Genomic DNA, 18,483 nt, shown 5'->3' with positions numbered 1-18,483 from the left:
GGAAAATGACGCGGCGGCACGGAGTTTTTGATCGCCGCCCACGCGGGCGAGGCTGCATTAGAGTTTTTTCATCCGCCGCCCATGCGCGGTGCCTGCGGGACGCTTCGGGCCTTGCGCGCCTAAGGATTGACCGCTGTCGGGCGAAAATGAGAGCCTTTCATAATCCGCAGCTGGTTGTTTTTGGCTGGTCCGCCGCGAGGAAGCCTGTGTTATTCTGACACCCGTAGGTTTTTGCGCGGACCGCACCATTCCGCTGCCGGGCCCGACGAACGGAGCCCGAAGCGTCCCACCAAGGAGGAACCATGCCCATGACGATGAAGACCATGCTCCGCCCGATGATCAAATCCGCCGCCGCCGTTTTGGCCGGCCTCGCGCTTTTGAGCTCTCCCGTATCGGCCTCCGCCGCTACGACGTATGTCGCCAAGGACGGCGATACGTTCTGGAAGCTCGCGCAGGCGTTCCATGTTCCGCTGGACAAGCTGATGGAGATGAACGAAGGCATCGAGCCGACGAACATCTACTCCGGCTTGAAGCTCTCCATTCCGGCCGGCACGACGATCCACGCCTCGTCCGCAGGCATCCGCCTGATCGCCGCCGACGAGGGAACGAAAAAAGTCATCGATCCGACCGGCAAGTCCTACGAGGTAGGACGCACGCTTCAGATCAAGGCAAGCGCCTATACGTCCGCGGCTTCCGAAAACGGAAAATGGGGAGCGGTCGACTATTTCGGAAACCCGCTTCGCGTCGGCACCGTCGCGGTCGATCCGAAGCAGATTCCGCTTGGAACGAAGCTGTACATTACCGGCTACAGCTACGACGGCCTGCCGGTCGGCGGCATGATCGCGACCGCGACGGATACAGGCGGCAGCATCAAAGGAGACCGAATCGACATCTTCGTGCCCGGCACGACGGCCGAAGCTCGTTCGTTCGGCTTCCAATGGGTCAAGGTGCATGTCCTGACCTGATCCAAGCCAAACCAAACCATACCATACCGCTTCATTTAGATAGAAGAACCGGCTCCTTTCGCCAAGGAGCCGGTTCTTTGTCAATAGAGGCGCATTTTCTCGATTTCTTCCGATTCGCCGAGCAGCTCCGGCACCGTCACCATCTCGTAGCCCTGATCGCGCAGCATGCGGATGAGGCGGGGCAGCGCCTTGACGGTGCCGCTCAGATCCTCGCCGATGCCGCCGCCGGCATGCTGCAGGATGATGCTGCCCGGTGCGAGCGTCTTTTGGGCGTTGCGCACGATCTGGTCGGCGGACAGCCCTCTCCAGTCCTGCGTGTCGACATCCCAATTGACGACGAAGTAGCCGCGGCTCTGGGTCCACATCAGCTGGCGGGGCGTGATTTCTCCGTAGGGAGGCCGCAGGAAGCGCGGCGTGAAGCCGAGATGGGTCCTGAGCAGGCGGCTCGTCGACTCGATCTGTTCCTCGAACTTCGAGGGAGGCAGATGGGCGTAAGACGTATGGTCGTACGAATGATTGCCGATGGCATGGCCTTCCGCGCGGATGCGGCAGAGCACGGAGGGCGCCTTCGCCGCTCTTTCTCCGACGACAAAAAAGGTGGCCCGCACATGCTCTCGGGCCAGAATGTCCAGCACCTCCGGCGTATACTGCTCGTCCGGCACATCGTCGAACGTCAGCGCCACGCGCTTGATGCCGGCCGGTCCGCGCGTGGCGAACGCCCCGGGATACTCCCGCGATAGCGTAATCCAGGAAACCGTCCTTGGCTTGAGGGCGGCCGCCTGAACGACCGCTTCCGCCGGGGCAGCGGTCGGGGCCTCCCCGGCGGAAGCGGCGCCGGCGATCTTCGGCGTTCCGCCCAGAAGCGGCAGCAGCGCGAGCAGCAGGGCGGGCCAACCCGGCCAACGGCGCAAAGGCTTCATCGGTACACCTCCTACAGGGATCAAGCCGGCCTTCCGGATGGCGGTCCAGAGGCTTGCGGATTAGCTATTCCCTGCGTTCCCCCGCTCCATACGGCCCATCGGCCATGAAGAGAGCGACGGCCGATGGCGGCGTCCTTCGCGGACAAGAGACGGATCAGAATTTGAAAATCTGAATCGTGCGCTGCAGCTGGGAAGCCATCTGCTGCATCCGTCCGGTCTCCTCGACGATCGTCTGGATGGAGTCGACCTGCTCGTTCATCGAAGCGGACACCTGCTGGGTGCCGGCGGCGGACTGCTGCGTGATCGCCGAGATGTTGCCGATGGCCTCGGAGATGGCGCGCGCGTTGTCCAGCATGCTCTCGCTCTCGCGGGCGAACTGCTCGATCTGGCTGGAGATGAACTGCACGCTCTCCACGATCTCGCGGAACACCGCTTCGGTCTCGCGCAGCATCTGCGACTGGAGCTCGACGGCCTGCTCGTTGATCTTGATGTTGGCGTTGGCGTCCTTGAGGCCGTGCTCGATGCCTTTGACGAGCGTGAACACTTCCTTGGTCGACGCCGTCGATTCCTCGGCGAGCTTGCGCACCTCCTGGGCGACGACCGCGAAGCCCTTGCCGTGCTCGCCGGCCCGGGCCGCCTCGATGGAGGCGTTGAGCGAGAGCAGGTTCGTCTGCTCCGCCAGATCGGAGATCGTGCGGGTGATGGCGGAGATGCCGCCAGCCGCCTCGGACAGGCGGGCGATCGCCTCGGAGACATGGGCCGCGGCCTCAGCCGTGCGGCGGGTGCCTTCGGCCTGCGTCTCGACGGACTGCTGCCCGCGCTCGACGAGGCGCATCGCCGCCTCCGAGCGCTCGTTCATCATGCGGCTCGATTCGGCGTAGGTGGCCACCTTGGACTCGATCTCGCGGATCGAGTCGCTCATGCCGCCGACCTCCTCGGCGATTTCGCCCGCTCCGGAGGCGAGCTCGCCGGCCGAGGTGCCGACCTGCTCCATGACGGCTTTCACTTGCGAGTTTTTGTTGTAGATGCTCGTGCTCGTCTCGTTGACCATGCGGCCGATGCGGGACGTGTCGGCGAGAATCTCGCGGAGCTTGTCGATCATGCTGTTGAAGGAGTGGGCCAGCTGCCCCAGCGAGGCGCTGGACGTATCGACCCGCTGCGTGAAGTCGCCCTTGGAGATGCCGTAGGCGACCGTCGTCATCTCCTCGATGGAGCTGGTGAGCGAGCGCTCCACGACGGCGGCGAGCGGATAGGAGGCGGCGGCTCCGGCGACGAGCGCGACCGCGACCGGCCAGAGCGGCGAGCCCGCCATCAGGCTGAGGACGAGGAAAAACAGGATGGATACAGCGAGCGCCGTAAAGATGCCGAAGCGAACCTTGTTCTTGATGGAGAGAGAATGATACCATTCCATGCTGAAATCGACTCCTATCGCTGATATGGATAAAGAAAGCGTTACCTAATAATCGGTAATCCGACCATGAAGATGTAGACCTGGGGCCAGGGAAACGAAAAAAAGGGGGAATTGCGTCGAAAGGTGCTTAAGTCCTATTGGGAAGTAGATCGATGTACCCTAAAAAGGGTTAAAACTCTATCCTATTCTGTTAATATTTAGTTGAACCTGAAAAAACGCTGTCCTATAATGTCGCTAAACGACTTCATTTCGATCGGAGGTGAATTAGATGCAAAGCAACAGCGCTTCGCCTCTGGCACGGCAAGTCGACTTTGTATTCCGTCAGCTTGAGTCCGAGCTTACCCATGCCTCCTCGGGTACAGTGCTGATCCATATCCGCAACAATACGGTCGGAAAATACGGCATCCGCCACAATCCTATCGAGCTGAAGCCTCCCGCCTCCCCCCAATCGCCAGCGGGATTGACAGCCGAGCAGGTCAAGGAATTCCGGCAGATGGCGGTGGATGCGCTCAAGAGCAAGTGGAGCTGGACCCATGGCGAGCTTCTATACGACTTCTCGGTGCGCCGCCAAGGAGCCGCCTCCAGCTGGTCGGCCAGCATGCTATGCGAATCGAATTACAATATGGCCAGTTCTCATTTCCGCTACGAGCCGAGGCATCCCGGCCTGTGGGATCGCGGCAGCGTGTCGGAAGAATGATGTTCCCTGAAAAACAGCCTTTGTCCATGGCGGACAAAGGCTGTTTTTCGTTCTGTCTTCGGAGCTGCGCTCTCAGCGCATAGGACGGGCGTTGCCGGACAGCTGCTGCTCGGCGATCTCGACCAGACGTTTCGTTATGTAGCCTCCGAGAGAGCCTGCATCGCGGGTCGCCATGTTGCCGTAATAGCCGTCTTGAGGAATCTGGATGCCCAGCGCCTGAGCGGCCTCGTATTTCATCTGCTCCAGGGCGGCTTGGCAGCCCGGAACGACGAGCCTGTTGTTGCTTGCCATATGCGTCACCTCCTTTTTGATGGAGGTAGTATGCGCCTCGTCTGCCAATATATGCACATCGAGGTCCTCGATTTAAAAATCGGGATCGAGATAGACGTACGGGGAGGCGGGCGGAGGAGCGGATCGCGTCTGTTCGGCTCGGAGCACGAGCGCGGGCTGGCCGTCGTAGACGCCTTCCTCGAGCACGCCTTCCACCGTGAGCCACTCGTCGGTCCGCCGCTGCTTCGCCTGCGCGTCGAGGACCGGCAAGCCGTAGGCCCGGGCGTCGGCGGGACAGCAGGAGACGGCGAAGCGGCTGAGCAGATAGACGCCGTCCGTCGCGCCGGAATCGCGATGGACGAAGCCGGTCAGGCGGATGCGATGGCCTGCGAACGCTTTTCGGTACAGGTCGATCGACGAGAGCGTCTCGATATAAAGCGGCTCCGGAACGTCGATCAAGGGCAGCGCGTGCAGCCGGCGGGCCAGCTCGGCGTAAGGACGGGTGAATTCGTCGAACGGAAACGCTTCGGCATCCGCCGCCGTGTCGGAGCGCTGCGGGTGCTCCGCCGCGGCGCCAGGCAGATGGATGCCGGCGCGGGCGGCGTCGGCGCTGCCGAGCGGCACGGCGGGCAGCAGCCCGAAGACGATCGGCAGCAGGAACATCGCGTACACGGCCAGCTGCCTCGGTCCCGCAGCCGCAGGGCCGTGGGCGCCGCAGCCGCAGTCCGCCTCGGCGTCGTCGCCCTGCCAGGCGCGCAGCGCGATCCAGAGCCGGAATACGGCGAGCGCGAACAGGGCGAGCGCGGACAGCTTGACGCCGAGCTCGAGCTTCGGCGCGATGTAGCGGTTCAGCGTCCCGGTCCGTGCAAGCTGCGTGAGCGACAGCGACAAAGCCGCGAGCACGGCCGATTTGGCCGCATGATGAAGGGCGGCGAGAGCGGTTGGAGCCATTTTGCGGAGCGCCTCCTTGTCAAGGAAGATAGACGGCTTCGAGCAGCCAGGAGCCGGTCAGCGTGAAGACGGCGGCCAGGCTGGCGACGAGCAGAACCGTGCGGGCGCGGAACGAAGCGAGCAGGAGCAGCAGGCTCTTGAGATCGATCATCGGTCCGAAGACGAGGAAGGCGAGCAGCGCGCCGTTCTCGAAGCTGCCGCCGAAGGAGGCGGCGACGAACGCGTCCGACGTCGAGCAGAGCGAGAGCAGGAAGGCGACGCCCATCAGGAACAGATGCGACAGCAGCTGGTTGCCGCCGAGCTCCTCGAGGAAGGAGCGGCTGACGGCTGTCTGGAACAGCGTGGCCAGCGCGGCGCCGAGGATGAGATATTTGCCCATGTCGAAAAACTCGTCCGTCGCATGGAGCGCGGCCGACTGCAGCCGGCCTCCGAAGGGGCGCGCCGGCGGCTCCTCCTGCGGCAGCGAAGCGTAGAGCGAGGCGAGATCGGCCTTCAGCGGATCGCTTTTGAGCGTCTTCCACAGGATGGCTCCGATCGCGAAGGCGACGGCGAAGGCGAGCCCGGTCCGCGCGATGGCCATCTGCGGCGTGCCGCCAAACGCGGCCCAGGTGGACGAGAAGACGACGGGGTTGACGACCGGTCCGGCGAGGATGTAGGCGATGCCCGCGTAGGCGGGCATGCCTTTGCGGATGAGGCGCCGCACGGCCGGGATCATGCCGCATTCGCAGAGCGGAAAGACGATGCCGAGCAGTCCGGCCGCCGTCACCGCGAGCAGCGGATGGCGGGGAAGGAGGCGGCGCAGCAGCCGCTCCGACAGATAGATCTGCACGACGGCGGAGATGGCGACGCCGAGCAGCAGGTAGGGCAGCGCTTCGAGCAGGATCCCGATGAAGACGGAGCCGAAGCGGGAGGCGGCAGCCGCGTCCAGCCCCATGTCGCGCCGCGCGATCAGCAGCAGGATTGCACCCGCGCCGATCGTCGAAACGGCGGCGAGCAGCGGCAGCAAGCGTCGGGTCATCGAAAGGAGCTCCTTTCCGGTCCGGCTTGTCCTGTCCTGCGCCGAGAAAGGGCGGACAGGCTGGACGTTCCTCCTCCATGCCTATGCGCGCTCCGCCGAGGACAGAACGGGAACTTCCGCTTTCTGGCCGCATCGCCCAGTTTGGCGTGCTCGCCTTGACTTTTCGCAGAGCGGGACTATAATCGTTCTAAAGGCAACGACAGAATGGAGTACGCGCAGCCAAGGACGTTTCCCAGAGAGCCGGCGGATGCTGAGAAGCCGGCGGAACGGACCGCGCGGAATGGACTCTGGAGCCGGGCTTGTCCCCGCTTGATCCCCGTTAGCGGATCCAAAGGCCGATGCAGCCCCGAAGCGGGCGCCGGCGAATTAGGGTGGCACCACGGTCTCTCGTCCCTTGCGGAGGAGAGGCCTTTTTTGCGTTCAAAAATTCCAAGAGAAGGCGTGAAGCAAGATGAAAAAAGTGCTTTCCGGCATCCAGCCGAGCGGCCAGCTGACGCTCGGCAACTACATCGGAGCTCTCCAGAACTTCGTCCGCCTGCAGGAGACGCATGAATGCTACTTCATGGTCGTCGACCTGCATGCGATCACCGTTCCTCAGGAGCCTGCCGCGCTGCGCGAGCAGTCGCAGTCGATCGCCGCCCTCTATCTGGCGGCGGGCATCGACCCGCAGCATGCGGCCATCTATATGCAGTCCCATGTGCGGGCGCATGCGGAGCTCGGATGGCTGCTGACGACGCTGACGTCGATGGGCGAGCTGGAGCGGATGACGCAGTTCAAGGACAAGTCGGCGGGCAAGGAGTCGGTCGGAGCCGGGCTGTTCGTCTATCCTTCGCTCATGGCGGCCGACATCCTCGTTTACAATGCGGATCTCGTGCCGGTCGGCGACGACCAGAAGCAGCATCTGGAGCTGACGCGCGATCTCGCAGGCCGCTTCAACAGCCGCTACGGCGACTATTTCACGATTCCGGAGCCGTACATTCCGGAGATCGGCGCCCGCATCATGTCGCTCGACGACGTTTCCAAAAAGATGAGCAAGAGCAACCCGAATCCGGGCAGCTTCATCGCTCTGCTCGACGAGCCGGATGTCATCCGCAAGAAGATCAGCCGCGCGACGACCGATTCGGGCCGCGAGATCCGGTTCGACCGCGAATCGAAGCCCGAAGTGAGCAATCTGATGGGCATCTACTCGCTCATGTCGGGCCTCTCGCTGCCGGAGGTCGAGGCGAGATTCGAAGGCCAGGGCTACGGTCCGTTCAAGAAGGAGCTGGCCGAGCGCATCGTCGACGTGCTGGAGCCGCTGCAGCAGCGCTATCGCGAGATCCGCAGCTCCGGCATGCTGGAGGAAGTGCTGAAGCAAGGCGCGGAGAAGGCGTCCGTCGTCGCCGACCGCGTCGTCGCCGGCGTCAAGGAGCGCATGGGCTTCCTTAAAGCCTGATCCGGCCGCAGGCCGAGGCGCGAGGCTGGCGGGTCGCCTTCCGCGGGCTCAGGCAAGCCGCATGAGCCATGCGCGCAAAAAAAAGAAGCGTCTGCCCTTGCGGGCGGACGCTTCTTTTCGTTTTGCCTGCAGCCGGCCGCTCAGCGCTTCTTGAGGCGCGACTTGAGCACGAAGCCGGCTCCGATGAACAGGAACGTGGCCAGTCCGAGCGCGATGGCGGCGCGGCCGCTGTAGCTGATGGAGATCGCGGTGGCGGTCATGAGCGCTACGGACAGCAGGGCGTAGACGAGAGCAAGGGGCTTGGACATGGGGAACGGCCTCCCGAATATAAAGTGGAGAAAAAAACGCGATAGTGAGAATAGAACGAAGCAATCGGAACATAATAAGCTTGCAAGCTTGCAACACACACAACACAGTGCGAACTTCGAAAGGAGCAATTCACAATGGCAAGCAACAACAGCGGCAGCAACAGACTGGTCGTACCAGGCGCAAAACAAGCCCTTGAGCAACTGAAATTCGAAGCGGCACAATCCCTGGGTGTTCAAATCCCGGCTGACGGCTACTACGGAAACGTAGCTACGCGCGACGCTGGATCGCTGGGCGGCTACATCACCAAGAAACTGGTGCAAATCGCCGAGCAGCAGCTGTCCGGAACTCAACGCTAAGCCATACAAGAAAAGGTCCAAGGGAAACCTTGGGCTTTTTTTCTGCTTTTGCCGGGCCAGGCGCACGGGAAAAATGCTGCGCGGCGCACGAAAGCCCCCATCTATTGTGCAGGATGGGGGCGCTCTCGGTCAACCGGCAGGACGTTCAATACGTATTCATCCGCAGCCTCTTCTGCAGCCGCTCGTCGCTCAGCCAGCCGACGTAAGAGCCGAGCGTCTTGTAGTCGCGGTCCATGACGACGACGGCGACGAACGGATATTGCTTGCGATGCCGATAGCGGACGTCGAACCAGCGCACCTCGTACCCCCAGGCATGCTCGGTCATTTCCGAGCAGGCGAACGAGGTGAAATAAAGGAAGGAGCGGACGGAGGCGTCGAACTTCGACTGGTCGATCGCCTCATGCTCCTCGCAGCGGGCGGTGCCCGTCCACGAAAGCTTGCCGCCGCGCAGGTCTCCGATGCGGAAGGCGCCGTCCTTGAGCTGCTTCACGACGTTCCAGCTGGCGGGCTTCAGCGTCGGGATGAGGATGTAGCGCTCGCCCTCGGCCGCTTCGGGGTCGAGTCCGGGCAGCGAGCTTGCGGTGCGCCGATGGACGAGCGTTCTCCAGACGTAATAAAGCACGACGAACGCGTAGAGGACCGGGAAGACGACCTGCGGGGCGGCCGCTCCGAGCGCCCACAGCAGCAGGGCGGCGGCATGGGCGGCGAACAGGAACGGATCGAAAATATGGATGATGTTCCAGGAGATCCATTTGGACGAGATCGGACGGGCCGCCTGCGTGCCGTACGTATTGAAGCAGTCGCTGAAAACATGCACCGAGACGGCGAGCAGCACCCAGAAGGCGAGATGCGTCCACGAGACGTTTCCGCGCCAGGCGAGCCCGATCGCGGCGGTGATGAGAAGCGTCCAGCCGAGCACGGCCGGCAGCGAATGCGAGGCTCCGCGGTGGTTGCGGATATAAAGCGCGTTGCTTTTCAACCTTAGCAGGCCGTCCAGATCCGGCGCCTGGGAGCCGACAATCGTGCCTGCGAGGACGGCGCCGAACATCGCCGGGCTGGCGGCGACGATGGGATCGACGGTGGCGAGTCCGGCGAGTCCGAGACCGAATACGAGATGAGTGCCCGTATCCATCGGTGGATGTCCCCTTTCGATGTTGGACTTCTCTCTAGGCTCCCCCGGGAGAAGGCGGATTATCCGGCTTGAGGCGAGCCGGCCGGGACGAGCCGCGCTTGTCCGGCAGGCCGGTCAATGGTAGGATGAGGCGATCGACCTCGGGCGTTGCGCCGCCCGGGTGCGGACAGGAGGACAAAGATGGACGGATATGCGCTGATGGTGGAGTACAAGATCGAGGAGCGGCACCGGCACGAGTACCTGGAGCGGCTCCGGGAGCTGCGCGAGCGCTGGCCGGACGTCCGGCTCTATGAAGGCTCCGAGCAGCCGGGACTGTTCGTGGAGATCTGGCCTGCGGCCTCGGAGGCGGCGGCCAAGGCATGCCAAGAAGAGCGTCTGGACGGACGCTCTCCTTGGTCGGCGATCGGAGGCTGGACGGCAGGCGGGGCGGGCCGCATCCATGCGTGGACGTTCCGCCCGGCGCCGCTCTAGCGCTGGGCGGCCGGAGTCTGGTTCGTGATGGTCTGCCCCTGGAAGCTGTACTCGTACGCGATCGGACCGTCGAACGTGACATAGTCCAGGTTCAGCGTGAGCAGCAGGTAGCGCATGCCGGTGGACGGATCGCTGATGATGATATGGTCGCGTCCGGCCGCCTCGACGATGCCGCGGAAAATTTTGGCGTTCCACTCTTTGTTGTTCTCGTACGTCATGTAGAACGTAGCCATCTTGCCGCGGTTCAGGCGCAGGATGTTCTCGACGTAGGATTCCTCGGTCGCCGGCAGCATCTGCACCGTTCCGCCCTGAGGCGTGACGACGGCGCCGCTCGGCACGGCCGGCGGCATGGCGACGAAGTTGCCTCCGTAAGGCGATTGCATCGGCATGCCGGGATAGCCGCCGTGGGCGTACATACGGTAATCGTAAACATTCGACATGGTTGTTTCCCCGCTCTCTAGTGGTTGTCGTTGCTTGGTCCTGCAGCTTGCTTCAGTAGACGTTCGGACAGTCCTCGGCGGTCGGCGCGAAGAAGCAATGCGCCTTGAAGCGGCCCGTATTGGCCTGATTGTACCAGGTGCCGGGGCAGCTGCCCGACGGCCGGAAGAACCACAGCGCGTTGCTCGCCGGATGCTGGCGCTCGCCGGCGATGACCCGCTCGGCGAGCCGGATCTCCTTGTCGCGCGCCTTCTGATAGAAATAGCTTTTTTGCACGGCCTCGTATCCGCCCGGACTTTGATACACCATATCGGGAATCGACCGGATGTTGCGGAAGTCGAGGCAGTTGCCGAGGACGCGGTTGACGCTGACGTTGCCGACCATGAGCATGCCGAGCTCGCCTTCGCCTTCCGCCTCCGCCCTCATCAGCCGGGCTAGCAGCCTCGTATTCTCGGCGTTCGTCTTGATGACGGCCATCTTTCTGATCACGCTCCTCCTGCGGGAGTCTGGCCTTGAGCCGGATGCCCTCCGCCTGGGCTCCTGACCACATCTCTAATCTATGCGGGCCGCCGCGGTGTGTTCCTGCGGACAATCCTGCAGCTGCAAAAAAAGTCGGATTGTTGACGCTCCGGCATGTCGAAATCTTGAACAACTTCGGCGCTCCGTTGTCACCGTGTTTGATTTTCGGTATCATAAGTACCGTTGACTACTGAAGCCCTTAGCGCCCCGTTGCGCTTTTGCCGCTCCAAAAACAGGAGGCGCACGAATGTGCTGAAAGACCTGATCGCTCTTACCAAGCCGGGCATCGTCCGGATGAATGCTTTTGCCGCGTTCGGCGGCTTCTGGGTGGCGTCCAAATGGCAGGTCGACTGGCTGCTGCTCGTCTGGATGCTGGCCGGAACTTGCTTGACGATGGCTTCGGCCTGCGTCATCAACAATTACTGGGACCGCGAGCTCGACACGCGCATGGAACGCACCCGCAACCGCGCGCTGCCGACGGGCCGGGTCTCTCCCCGCTTCGTCATCACATACGGCGTCGTGCTCGGCGCGGCGGGACTGGCGCTGCTGTTCGCGCTCGATCCGCTGACCGGCTGGCTCGGCCTGCTCGGCTGGTTCGTCTATATCGTCGTCTACACGATCTGGCTCAAGCGCAGCTCGACGTGGAGCACCTCGATCGGCGGCGTGTCCGGCGCGATGCCGCCGGTCATCGGCTATGCCGCCGTCACCGGCGAGATCGACGCCGGAGCCTGGATCCTGTTCGCGCTGCTGTTCCTCTGGCAGCCCGCCCATTTCTGGTCGCTCGCCATCCGCAGGGTGGAGGAGTACCGCGCCGCCGGCTATCCGCTGCTGCCTGTCGTCAAAGGCATCCGCCGCACCAAGCTGCAGATGATTCCGTATGTGCTGCTGCTCATCCCGACCGTCATTCTGATGTATGCGTACGATTATGTCGGACCGTGGTTCCTGTGGATCTCGGGCATTCTCACCGTCGTCTGGTTCGTGCATACGTTCACCGGCGTCTACGCCTCCACCGAGGAGAAGACGGAAAAATGGGCGAAGGTCAACTTCCTCATTTCGGTCAATTATCTGCTGATCGTGTTCCTGCTCATGATCGCGGACACGTCGCGCCAAGCCGGCCTGTCGATCTGGACGAGCCTATTCTCCTGATCGGCCTCGCGCCGCCGGAGCCCGCAGCGGCTCCGCCTACATAAGGCCATGGGGGCCATAAGGAGAGAACCACGTTGACCTTCATCCGCAGGCACGCCTTCAAGATCGCCCTCTTCGCGCTGTGCGCGCTGATGGGCGCCTATCTGCTCGTCACCTATCTGCAGGACAACCGCAGCTCGGTCAGCTTCCCGATGGACACGCCGGCCCCGGCGTACACGCTGCAGAGCGAGCTGGACGGCGGCAAGGCCTTCTCATCCGCCGAATCAGACGGCAAGGTCCGCCTCGTCTACTTCTATTGGGCGAGCTGCCCGGACGTCTGCCCCGCGACGACGTTCATCCTGTCCAAGGTGCAGGACCAGCTCAAGGAAAAAGGGCTGTTCGGCACCAAAGCCGAGCTGCAGTCGATCACGTTCGACCCTGAGCGCGACACGCCGGAGGCGATCCGCTCGTTCGCGGCCAAGTTCCATGCCGATCCGGCCGGATGGCGGTTCCTGCGCCAGGACGACGCGGCCGCCTCGGAGCAGCTCGCCAAGGACTTCGGCCTCATGGTCGTCAAGGACGAGTCACGCAATTATTCCCATACCGACGCCATTTTCGTCGTCGACAAGAAGGGCAGCATCCGCAAGTACATCATCGGCGGCAACGATCTCAAGAAGACGCCGGACGAAATCGCCGCCTCCCTCGTCGAGGCGGTCGAAGCTCTCACCTAGACCAGGCTGGCCGCTCGCAGCGCCGCGTCCTATCCCGGGCCGCGCCGCGAGCGCCGGCCTTTTGCCGTCCCGCAAAGAAAGGAAGGCGCGCCCATGGCTCTGCTCGGCTCGATCCTGCTGCACAACATCATTCCGCTCTGCGTCATGATCCTGATCGGGGTGTCCCTGCAGCGCATCTTCACGCTCGACATCCGCACGCTGTCCAAGCTGAACTTCTACCTGTTCTCTCCGGCCGTCATCTTCAAGCTGCTGTACTCGACGGACATTCCGGTCTCGCTGATCGGGCAGGTGCTGCTGTTTTTCGCCGTGTTCATGGCGCTCCAATACGCCTTCGTCGAGCTGGTTGTCCGCCTGCGCGGCTACGAGGGCGGGATGCGGGCGGCGATGCGCAACAGCGTGCTCTTCTACAACAGCGCCAACTACGGCATTCCGCTCAACCAGCTCGCCTTCGCGGCGAATCCGTTCACGCTGTCGATCCAGGTGCTCATCATGATGATGCAGTCGCTGCTGCCCAATACGTACGGCATCTACAGCGTCAACGCGCATAAGAGCAGCTGGGCCGGCATCCGCCGCCAGATTCTGTCGCAGCCGGTCATCTACGTCATTCCGCTTGCCTTCCTGCTCAACTGGACGCAGACGCCGATGCCGGTCTACCTGCAGACTCCGCTCGACTATGTGGCCGACGCGTTCATCGGCACCGCGCTGCTGACGCTCGGCGTGCAGCTCGGGAGCATGAAGCGGGGCGCCGCGCCCAAGGCGGGCCGCGGGCTCGATCTCGGCCTGTCGCTCGGGCTGCGCCTTGCCGCCGGACCGGCGCTCGCCGCGCTGACCGTCTGGCTGCTCGGCATCGACGGCCTCGCCGCCAAGGCGCTGATCGTCAGCTCCGCCGTGCCGACCTCGCTCAGCAGCGTGCTGCTGGCGGTCGAATTCGACAACGAGCCGGAATTCTCCTCGCAGGCGGTGCTGCTGTCGACGGTCGCGAGCATCGCGACGGTGACGGGCGTCATCGCGCTGCTGGACCTCTAATCGCGCTTCCCCCCAGTGCCGATAAAGGGAAGAGTTGCATCAAGACGATTCGGCCTGCCCGTGGGGCCAGGCCCGGAGGGAGTCCGCCGCGTGAGAGAATCCATCCGCCGCTACATGCCGTCCCGACGCGAACGCCTGACCTTGTGGGGGCTGCTCGGCTTGCTGTTCATCCTGCTTTCGTCCATGGTGCTGTGGAGCACCGCGCTCTACCGCCAGCAGCTCGTCGACGAGGCTTACCGCGACGCTTCCCGGCAGATGGCGTTCAAGGCCAACGAGCTGAGGCTCGGCGTCGAGCGCCGGGTGCTGCTGACGGAGAGCCTGGTCGCCTTCGTCGAAACGGAGCTGCGCTACAACGGCCATGTCGATTACGGCAGGTTCAACCAGTTTTCCTCGCATTTCGTGCCGGCGCTGCCGGATGTGCGCAATCTGTCCCTCTACCCGAACGGAGTAGCCTGGTACGTCTATCCGCAAAAGGGCAACGAGCTGCTGCTCGGGAACGACTTGTTCAAGGACAAGCGTCCGGCGGTCAAAGCCAACGCGGAGCGGGCGAAAGGGCTGAGGACGGTCACGCTGGTCGGGCCGCTTGACCTGATCCAAGGCGGAAGCGGTCTCATTACCCGACAGTCGGTCTATCTGGACGACCAGTTCTGGGGCTTCGCCTCGGTCGTGCTGGACATGGAGGACCTGCTCAAGGGCATTTCGGACGAGTTCGTGGACGAGCAGTTCGACATCGCGCTGCGGGTGAACGGCAGCGTGCTGCTTGGCGACTCCGGCTTGTTCGGGGACAGTCGCCTCAGGGAGCTCGTGGACGTGCCGGACGGGACATGGGAGCTCGCCGGGGCGCTCAAGAAAGAAGTTCTGGGACAGATCGAGCTGAAGCTGTGGCTGGCCCGCATCGGCAGCGTCGTCGTCATGATGCTCGTGCTGTACTTGCTGTACATGCAGCTGACGGGCCGCTACAAGCTGGAGGCCAAGGTCGATATGCGCACGCGCGAGCTGCAGGAGGCGAACGAGGAGATCGAGGCTTCCAACGAGGAGCTGATCGCGATCGAAGAGGAGCTGCGCGCCCAGAACCGCATGCTGGCGAGCAAGGAGCGGGAGCTGCATTTCCTCGCCTACCGCGATCCGCTGACGGGGCTGTTCAACCGCTCCTGCTTCAACCTGCATCTCGAGCAGACGATCGCCAGAGCGGGGGAGACGCCGGGGAGGAGCGTGGCGCTCCTCTACCTCGACCTGGATCAGTTCAAGCTCGTCAACGACACGTTCGGGCATCAGCTCGGCGACCACCTGCTGCGCGAGGCTTCGCTGAGGCTGACCGACCGGCAGGAGCGGGGGCTGGAGCGGATGCCGGGAGACGGCCCGGCCTGCTTCCGGCTCGGAGGCGACGAGTTCACAGTCGTGCTGCCGGATGTCTCCGGCATGGCCGAGGCGGAGGCGCTGGCCGATGCGATCATCGGCCGCTTCCGGATGCCGTTCCAGCTGCGCGGAGCGGAGTATTTCCTGACGACGAGCATCGGCATCGCCCTCTATCCCGAGCATGGGGCGGACGCGGAGGAGCTGACGAAGCACGCCGATCTGGCGATGTACCGGGCCAAGGACGAAGGCAAGAACCATTACAAATGGTTCGACGGCACCGAGGAGGCCGGAGCCGCGGAGCTGATGGAGCTGCGCAACGGCCTGCGCCGCGCGCTGGAGCGGGGAGAGTTCGAGCTGTACTACCAGCCGCAGATCGAGGCGGCCTCCGGCCGGCTGACCGGGCTGGAGGCGCTGCTGCGCTGGAACCATCCGCGCCTCGGCCAGGTGTCGCCGCAGACCTTCATCCCGCTCGCGGAGGAGACCGGCCTCATCGTCGAGATCGGCGCATGGGCGCTGCGCGAGGCCTGCGCCCAGAACAAGGCCTGGCAGGACGCCGGCGCGGCGGGGCTGCGGATCGCGGTCAATCTGTCGGCGCGCCAGTTCGCGGCTCCGGATCTGGTCGGCACGGTGCGCGGCGTGCTGGAGGAGACGGGGCTCGACCCGAGCTGCCTGGAGCTCGAGATCACGGAGAACATGGCGATGCGCAACGAGAATCTCGCCACGCTGGAGCAGCTGCGCGACATGGGCATCCTGCTGTCGATCGACGACTTCGGCACGCAGCATTCCTCGCTCAGCTACCTGAAGCGGCTGCCGGTCGGGCGGATCAAGATCGACCGCAGCTTCGTCAGCGGCATCGGCGTCGACGAGCGGGACGAGGCGATCATCCATGCGATGCTGCTCATCGCCAGGAGGCTGAAGCTGTCCGTCGTCGCCGAAGGCGTCGAGTCGGAGCTGCAGCTGAGCTATCTGCTGGAGCATGACTGCGACGAGCTCCAGGGCTATCTGTTCTTCCGGCCGCAGCCGGCGGAGCAGACCGGAGAGGTGCTGCGGCGCGTCCGCCACCGTCCTTACGGCTCGCGCCAAAAAGGCCCGGAGCGGGCCTGAGGCTGAGGCGGCTCGCCGGCCTCCCGCCCGCGCCCGCCGTGCCAAGTTTGCACGGACTTCGCCTCGCGAGAAAGAAAAAGAAGACGGCCTGCGGCGCATCCATGCGCTACAGGCCGTCTTCTTTGCTCCAGCGGACGCCCTCCGGCTGCTCCGGGAAGATCAGCTCCTCCTCGAAGCCGGCTTTCTGGAGCTGCTCCAGCAAATATTCCGGCGGCGTCTTCTCTACGCCGGGGTAGCCGCGCCGCGTGTAGATATGCTCGGCGTCCGGGAACTGGTCGCGCAGCATGCCGCGGATGCGCTTGCCGGACGCGTCGTTGTCGGTGAAGATGAACACCTGGGCGTCGCCGGCCTGCTTGCGCAGCAGCTCCAGCTGCGCCGTGCCCGGTGTGCCGTAGGTGCACAGGATGCCGACTTCCTCGCGCAGCACGCGCCGCAGCCGGCTGCGGTCGTTCTTTCCTTCGACGATGATGACGCTCCTCATTCGCCGCCACGCTCCTTTTCGCCCGGCGCGGGGGCGGCTTGTCCGCTCCCGCGCCGTCTCTGTCTTCTTACGATACCCTTCTTGGGGATCCGCTACAAGCAGGCGGGCCGGGCCGGCAACGCGCTTGTCCCTCCTCCTTTCAAAAGGAAGGCCCGCCGAGGCGGGCCTTCAAGGGGTTTTTATGAGAGCGGGGGCTCCGGATTAGTAGCAGAAGCTGCTGATGATGATTACGAGCAGAATGAACAGGACGAGGATCGCGCCCGTGGAACCCCACGCGCCGCCGACTCCGCCTACAGGACCGCAAGCGCCTGCACCTGCAACACCTTCGACATAAGACATCTGATTTGTCACCCCTTTGCTTGCATGTTGGGGTCGTTCGGAGGGAAGCGCCGACGCTTCGGCGTGCTCTCCGGCAGACATGATGCAGTATATGTCCCTCCCTGGCACGCGCCCTGTGCATTCACCCAGGTTCAGCGCAATTGGGCGGTCGGGGAGGCGGAGCGGCGCCGGAAGCCGCCGTAGAACGGCAAAATCGCCGCCGCCGTCATGAGCACGAGGAACGAGATGAAATAAGGCGACACGAGGTGGCGCACATGGCCGGCGATCATCGGACCGAGGAAGGCGCCGACCGAAAAGGAGATCGACAGCATCGAGAACGTGCGCCCGTAGCGGTTGCTCGGACTGAGCTCGATGAGCAGCGTCGAGAGGGCGGGGAAGATGACGCCCTTGGCCATGCCGACGACGAACAGCAGGTAGACGAGCGGCAGCGGAGCCTCGGCGGCGATGCCGTAATAGGCGGCCGCGAGCAGAAGCGCGCCGAGCAGCGTGCGCGAGAAGGCCGAGACGCGGTTCAGGAACAGCATGCTGAGCGTGACGAGTCCGCCGAGGCTGACGACGGAGAACAGGATGCCGGTGCGCATCATGCCTTCGGTCGTGGCGGACAGCAGCGGCAGCTCGAAGGAAAGGATGCCCTGCGAGCAGCTGACCGCTACAGGCAGCGCATAGAGCAGCCACGGGATGCGGGCGGTCCCGCCGGCCGCCGCCGAGGGGGGCTCGATGGCGGGCGCGGCCGCCTCGGCCGGGGCGGTCTTCGGATCGCGCACGAACAGGATGGAGCAGACGGCGGTGGCGATCAGCACCCATCCGAGCAGGTAAAACGCGCTGGCGAAGCCGATGCGGGCGACGAGGAAGGCGCCGGCCGCCGGCGAGACGACGGACGCGAGCGTGTGCACGAGCCCGCTGCCGGACATGAGCCGGCCCTGCTGCAGCGCCGACGTGGCCATGCGCGCGAGCAGCGCGCTGCAGGCCGGCGAGAGGAAGGCGAGCACGAAGCCGCTCACCGAGCGCAGCGCGAGCAGCTGCCACGGATTGGTCACCTGCGCCTGCAGCAGCAGGATGACGCCTGCGCCGAGCAGGCTCAGCGAGATGAACAAGCGGCTGCCGAAGCGGTCGATGCCGTAGCCGGCGATCAGGTTGCCGGGCAGATGCGTGAGCGAGTACAGCCCCATCATCAGGCCGATGAAGGACGGCGCCGCGCCGAGCGAGACGGCGAACGGCGTGAGGATCGGATACTGGGCGTGCAGGTCGAAAAACGCCACGAAAAGAAACAGGTACAGCCAGACGGCTGTCTTCACGGCGAACAACCTCCTTTGCGGCGTTCATTTGCCCCGGCGGGGCATGCGGTCAGGCTCTACTACTTGTACGCCCTGCGGCGCCCGGATATGACGGGCCTGGACCGGGGCCGCGTTTACGCTCCGAAGGGAGGCGG

At 64.1% G+C, this 18,483-nt stretch carries 21 protein-coding genes; 9 read left to right on the top strand and 12 right to left on the bottom strand.

Annotated features, from left to right (window positions below; all coding sequences use genetic code 11):
- Positions 1-308: 308 nt before the first annotated feature.
- The gene (locus B8V81_RS07445) at positions 309-965 is read left to right on the top strand and encodes a 3D domain-containing protein (protein WP_228551653.1); all 657 of its coding nucleotides are present in this window, start codon (positions 309-311) and stop codon (positions 963-965) included.
- Between the two features lie 80 nt (positions 966-1,045).
- On the opposite strand, the gene B8V81_RS07440 is transcribed toward B8V81_RS07445, so the two are convergent.
- Both B8V81_RS07440 and B8V81_RS07435 read right to left on the bottom strand, forming a co-directional pair.
- Positions 1,046-1,885 carry a polysaccharide deacetylase family protein gene (locus tag B8V81_RS07440; protein WP_028600496.1) on the bottom strand — a complete coding sequence of 280 codons (840 nt, stop codon included), beginning with the start codon at positions 1,883-1,885 and terminating at the stop codon, positions 1,046-1,048.
- Between the two features lie 154 nt (positions 1,886-2,039).
- Positions 2,040-3,296, bottom strand: coding sequence for a methyl-accepting chemotaxis protein (locus B8V81_RS07435; protein ID WP_101808056.1), 1,257 nt, complete (start codon positions 3,294-3,296; stop codon positions 2,040-2,042).
- Positions 3,297-3,564: 268 nt separating this feature from the next.
- On the opposite strand from B8V81_RS07435, the gene B8V81_RS07430 reads away from it, so the two are divergent.
- Positions 3,565-3,993, top strand: a complete 429-nt coding sequence (locus tag B8V81_RS07430) for a hypothetical protein (RefSeq protein ID WP_028600498.1) — start codon at positions 3,565-3,567, stop codon at positions 3,991-3,993.
- Between the two features lie 72 nt (positions 3,994-4,065).
- Here B8V81_RS07430 and B8V81_RS07425 read toward each other — a convergent pair whose 3' ends face one another.
- The 3 genes from B8V81_RS07425 to B8V81_RS07415 all read right to left on the bottom strand — a co-directional run bounded on the left by B8V81_RS07425 (position 4,066) and on the right by B8V81_RS07415 (position 6,232).
- On the bottom strand, positions 4,066-4,284 hold the full coding sequence (locus B8V81_RS07425) for an alpha/beta-type small acid-soluble spore protein (protein WP_028600499.1): 219 nt from the start codon (positions 4,282-4,284) through the stop codon (positions 4,066-4,068).
- Positions 4,285-4,356: 72 nt separating this feature from the next.
- Positions 4,357-5,214, bottom strand: a complete 858-nt coding sequence (locus tag B8V81_RS07420) for a TIGR03943 family putative permease subunit (RefSeq protein ID WP_028600500.1) — start codon at positions 5,212-5,214, stop codon at positions 4,357-4,359.
- 19 nt (positions 5,215-5,233) lie between these two features.
- The gene (locus B8V81_RS07415) at positions 5,234-6,232 is read right to left on the bottom strand and encodes a permease (RefSeq protein WP_028600501.1); all 999 of its coding nucleotides are present in this window, start codon (positions 6,230-6,232) and stop codon (positions 5,234-5,236) included.
- Between the two features lie 451 nt (positions 6,233-6,683).
- Here B8V81_RS07415 and trpS point away from each other — a divergent pair, with 451 nt between their 5' ends.
- Positions 6,684-7,667: a tryptophan--tRNA ligase gene (trpS, locus tag B8V81_RS07410; protein WP_101808055.1), complete on the top strand. Its 984-nt coding sequence runs from the start codon at positions 6,684-6,686 to the stop codon at positions 7,665-7,667.
- Positions 7,668-7,807: 140 nt separating this feature from the next.
- On the opposite strand, the gene B8V81_RS25150 is transcribed toward trpS, so the two are convergent.
- Positions 7,808-7,975 (bottom strand): hypothetical protein, encoded by a 168-nt coding sequence (locus B8V81_RS25150; protein WP_164820167.1) that lies wholly within the window; start codon positions 7,973-7,975, stop codon positions 7,808-7,810.
- 135 nt (positions 7,976-8,110) lie between these two features.
- Here B8V81_RS25150 and B8V81_RS07405 point away from each other — a divergent pair, with 135 nt between their 5' ends.
- The gene (locus B8V81_RS07405; RefSeq protein WP_028600503.1) at positions 8,111-8,332 is read left to right on the top strand and encodes an alpha/beta-type small acid-soluble spore protein; all 222 of its coding nucleotides are present in this window, start codon (positions 8,111-8,113) and stop codon (positions 8,330-8,332) included.
- Between the two features lie 145 nt (positions 8,333-8,477).
- Here the strand turns inward: B8V81_RS07405 and B8V81_RS07400 are convergent, their stop codons facing one another.
- Positions 8,478-9,464: a metal-dependent hydrolase gene (locus B8V81_RS07400; protein WP_028600504.1), complete on the bottom strand. Its 987-nt coding sequence runs from the start codon at positions 9,462-9,464 to the stop codon at positions 8,478-8,480.
- A 180-nt stretch (positions 9,465-9,644) separates the two neighbouring features.
- Here B8V81_RS07400 and B8V81_RS07395 point away from each other — a divergent pair, with 180 nt between their 5' ends.
- Positions 9,645-9,935: a hypothetical protein gene (locus tag B8V81_RS07395; protein WP_101808054.1), complete on the top strand. Its 291-nt coding sequence runs from the start codon at positions 9,645-9,647 to the stop codon at positions 9,933-9,935.
- Here the strand turns inward: B8V81_RS07395 and gerQ are convergent.
- Both gerQ and B8V81_RS07385 read right to left on the bottom strand, forming a co-directional pair.
- A complete protein-coding gene (gene gerQ, locus B8V81_RS07390; protein WP_043111933.1) occupies positions 9,932-10,375 on the bottom strand; it encodes a spore coat protein GerQ in 444 nt (147 codons plus the stop codon). The genes B8V81_RS07395 and gerQ overlap by 4 nt on opposite strands.
- A 52-nt stretch (positions 10,376-10,427) precedes the next feature.
- Complete coding sequence (locus B8V81_RS07385; protein ID WP_101808053.1) at positions 10,428-10,850, bottom strand: cell wall hydrolase; 423 nt, start codon at positions 10,848-10,850, stop codon at positions 10,428-10,430.
- Between the two features lie 291 nt (positions 10,851-11,141).
- Between B8V81_RS07385 and cyoE the strand changes: the two genes are divergently transcribed.
- From cyoE to B8V81_RS07365, 4 genes are all read left to right on the top strand, one after another.
- On the top strand, positions 11,142-12,038 hold the full coding sequence (cyoE, locus tag B8V81_RS07380; protein ID WP_052333607.1) for a heme o synthase: 897 nt from the start codon (positions 11,142-11,144) through the stop codon (positions 12,036-12,038).
- A gap of 74 nt (positions 12,039-12,112) precedes the next feature.
- Positions 12,113-12,748: an SCO family protein gene (locus B8V81_RS07375; RefSeq protein ID WP_028600506.1), complete on the top strand. Its 636-nt coding sequence runs from the start codon at positions 12,113-12,115 to the stop codon at positions 12,746-12,748.
- Between the two features lie 93 nt (positions 12,749-12,841).
- Positions 12,842-13,774, top strand: a complete 933-nt coding sequence (locus tag B8V81_RS07370) for an AEC family transporter (RefSeq protein WP_028600507.1) — start codon at positions 12,842-12,844, stop codon at positions 13,772-13,774.
- A gap of 90 nt (positions 13,775-13,864) precedes the next feature.
- Positions 13,865-16,234, top strand: coding sequence for a bifunctional diguanylate cyclase/phosphodiesterase (locus B8V81_RS07365; protein ID WP_101808052.1), 2,370 nt, complete (start codon positions 13,865-13,867; stop codon positions 16,232-16,234).
- Between the two features lie 106 nt (positions 16,235-16,340).
- Here B8V81_RS07365 and B8V81_RS07360 read toward each other — a convergent pair whose 3' ends face one another.
- The 3 genes from B8V81_RS07360 to B8V81_RS07355 form a co-directional block, all read right to left on the bottom strand.
- Positions 16,341-16,715, bottom strand: coding sequence for a toprim domain-containing protein (locus tag B8V81_RS07360; RefSeq protein ID WP_028600508.1), 375 nt, complete (start codon positions 16,713-16,715; stop codon positions 16,341-16,343).
- A gap of 201 nt (positions 16,716-16,916) precedes the next feature.
- On the bottom strand, positions 16,917-17,054 hold the full coding sequence (locus tag B8V81_RS25145; RefSeq protein WP_164820166.1) for a hypothetical protein: 138 nt from the start codon (positions 17,052-17,054) through the stop codon (positions 16,917-16,919).
- Positions 17,055-17,185: 131 nt separating this feature from the next.
- Positions 17,186-18,349: an MFS transporter gene (locus B8V81_RS07355; protein WP_101808051.1), complete on the bottom strand. Its 1,164-nt coding sequence runs from the start codon at positions 18,347-18,349 to the stop codon at positions 17,186-17,188.
- Positions 18,350-18,483: the final 134 nt, after the last annotated feature.

This window comes from Paenibacillus pasadenensis, from assembly GCF_002864175.1.
Taxonomy (GTDB): Bacteria; Bacillota; Bacilli; order Paenibacillales; family Paenibacillaceae; genus Paenibacillus_O; species Paenibacillus_O pasadenensis.
The sequence above is the reverse complement of the archived record's forward strand: the minus strand, read 5'-3'. Positions and strand labels throughout refer to the sequence as shown.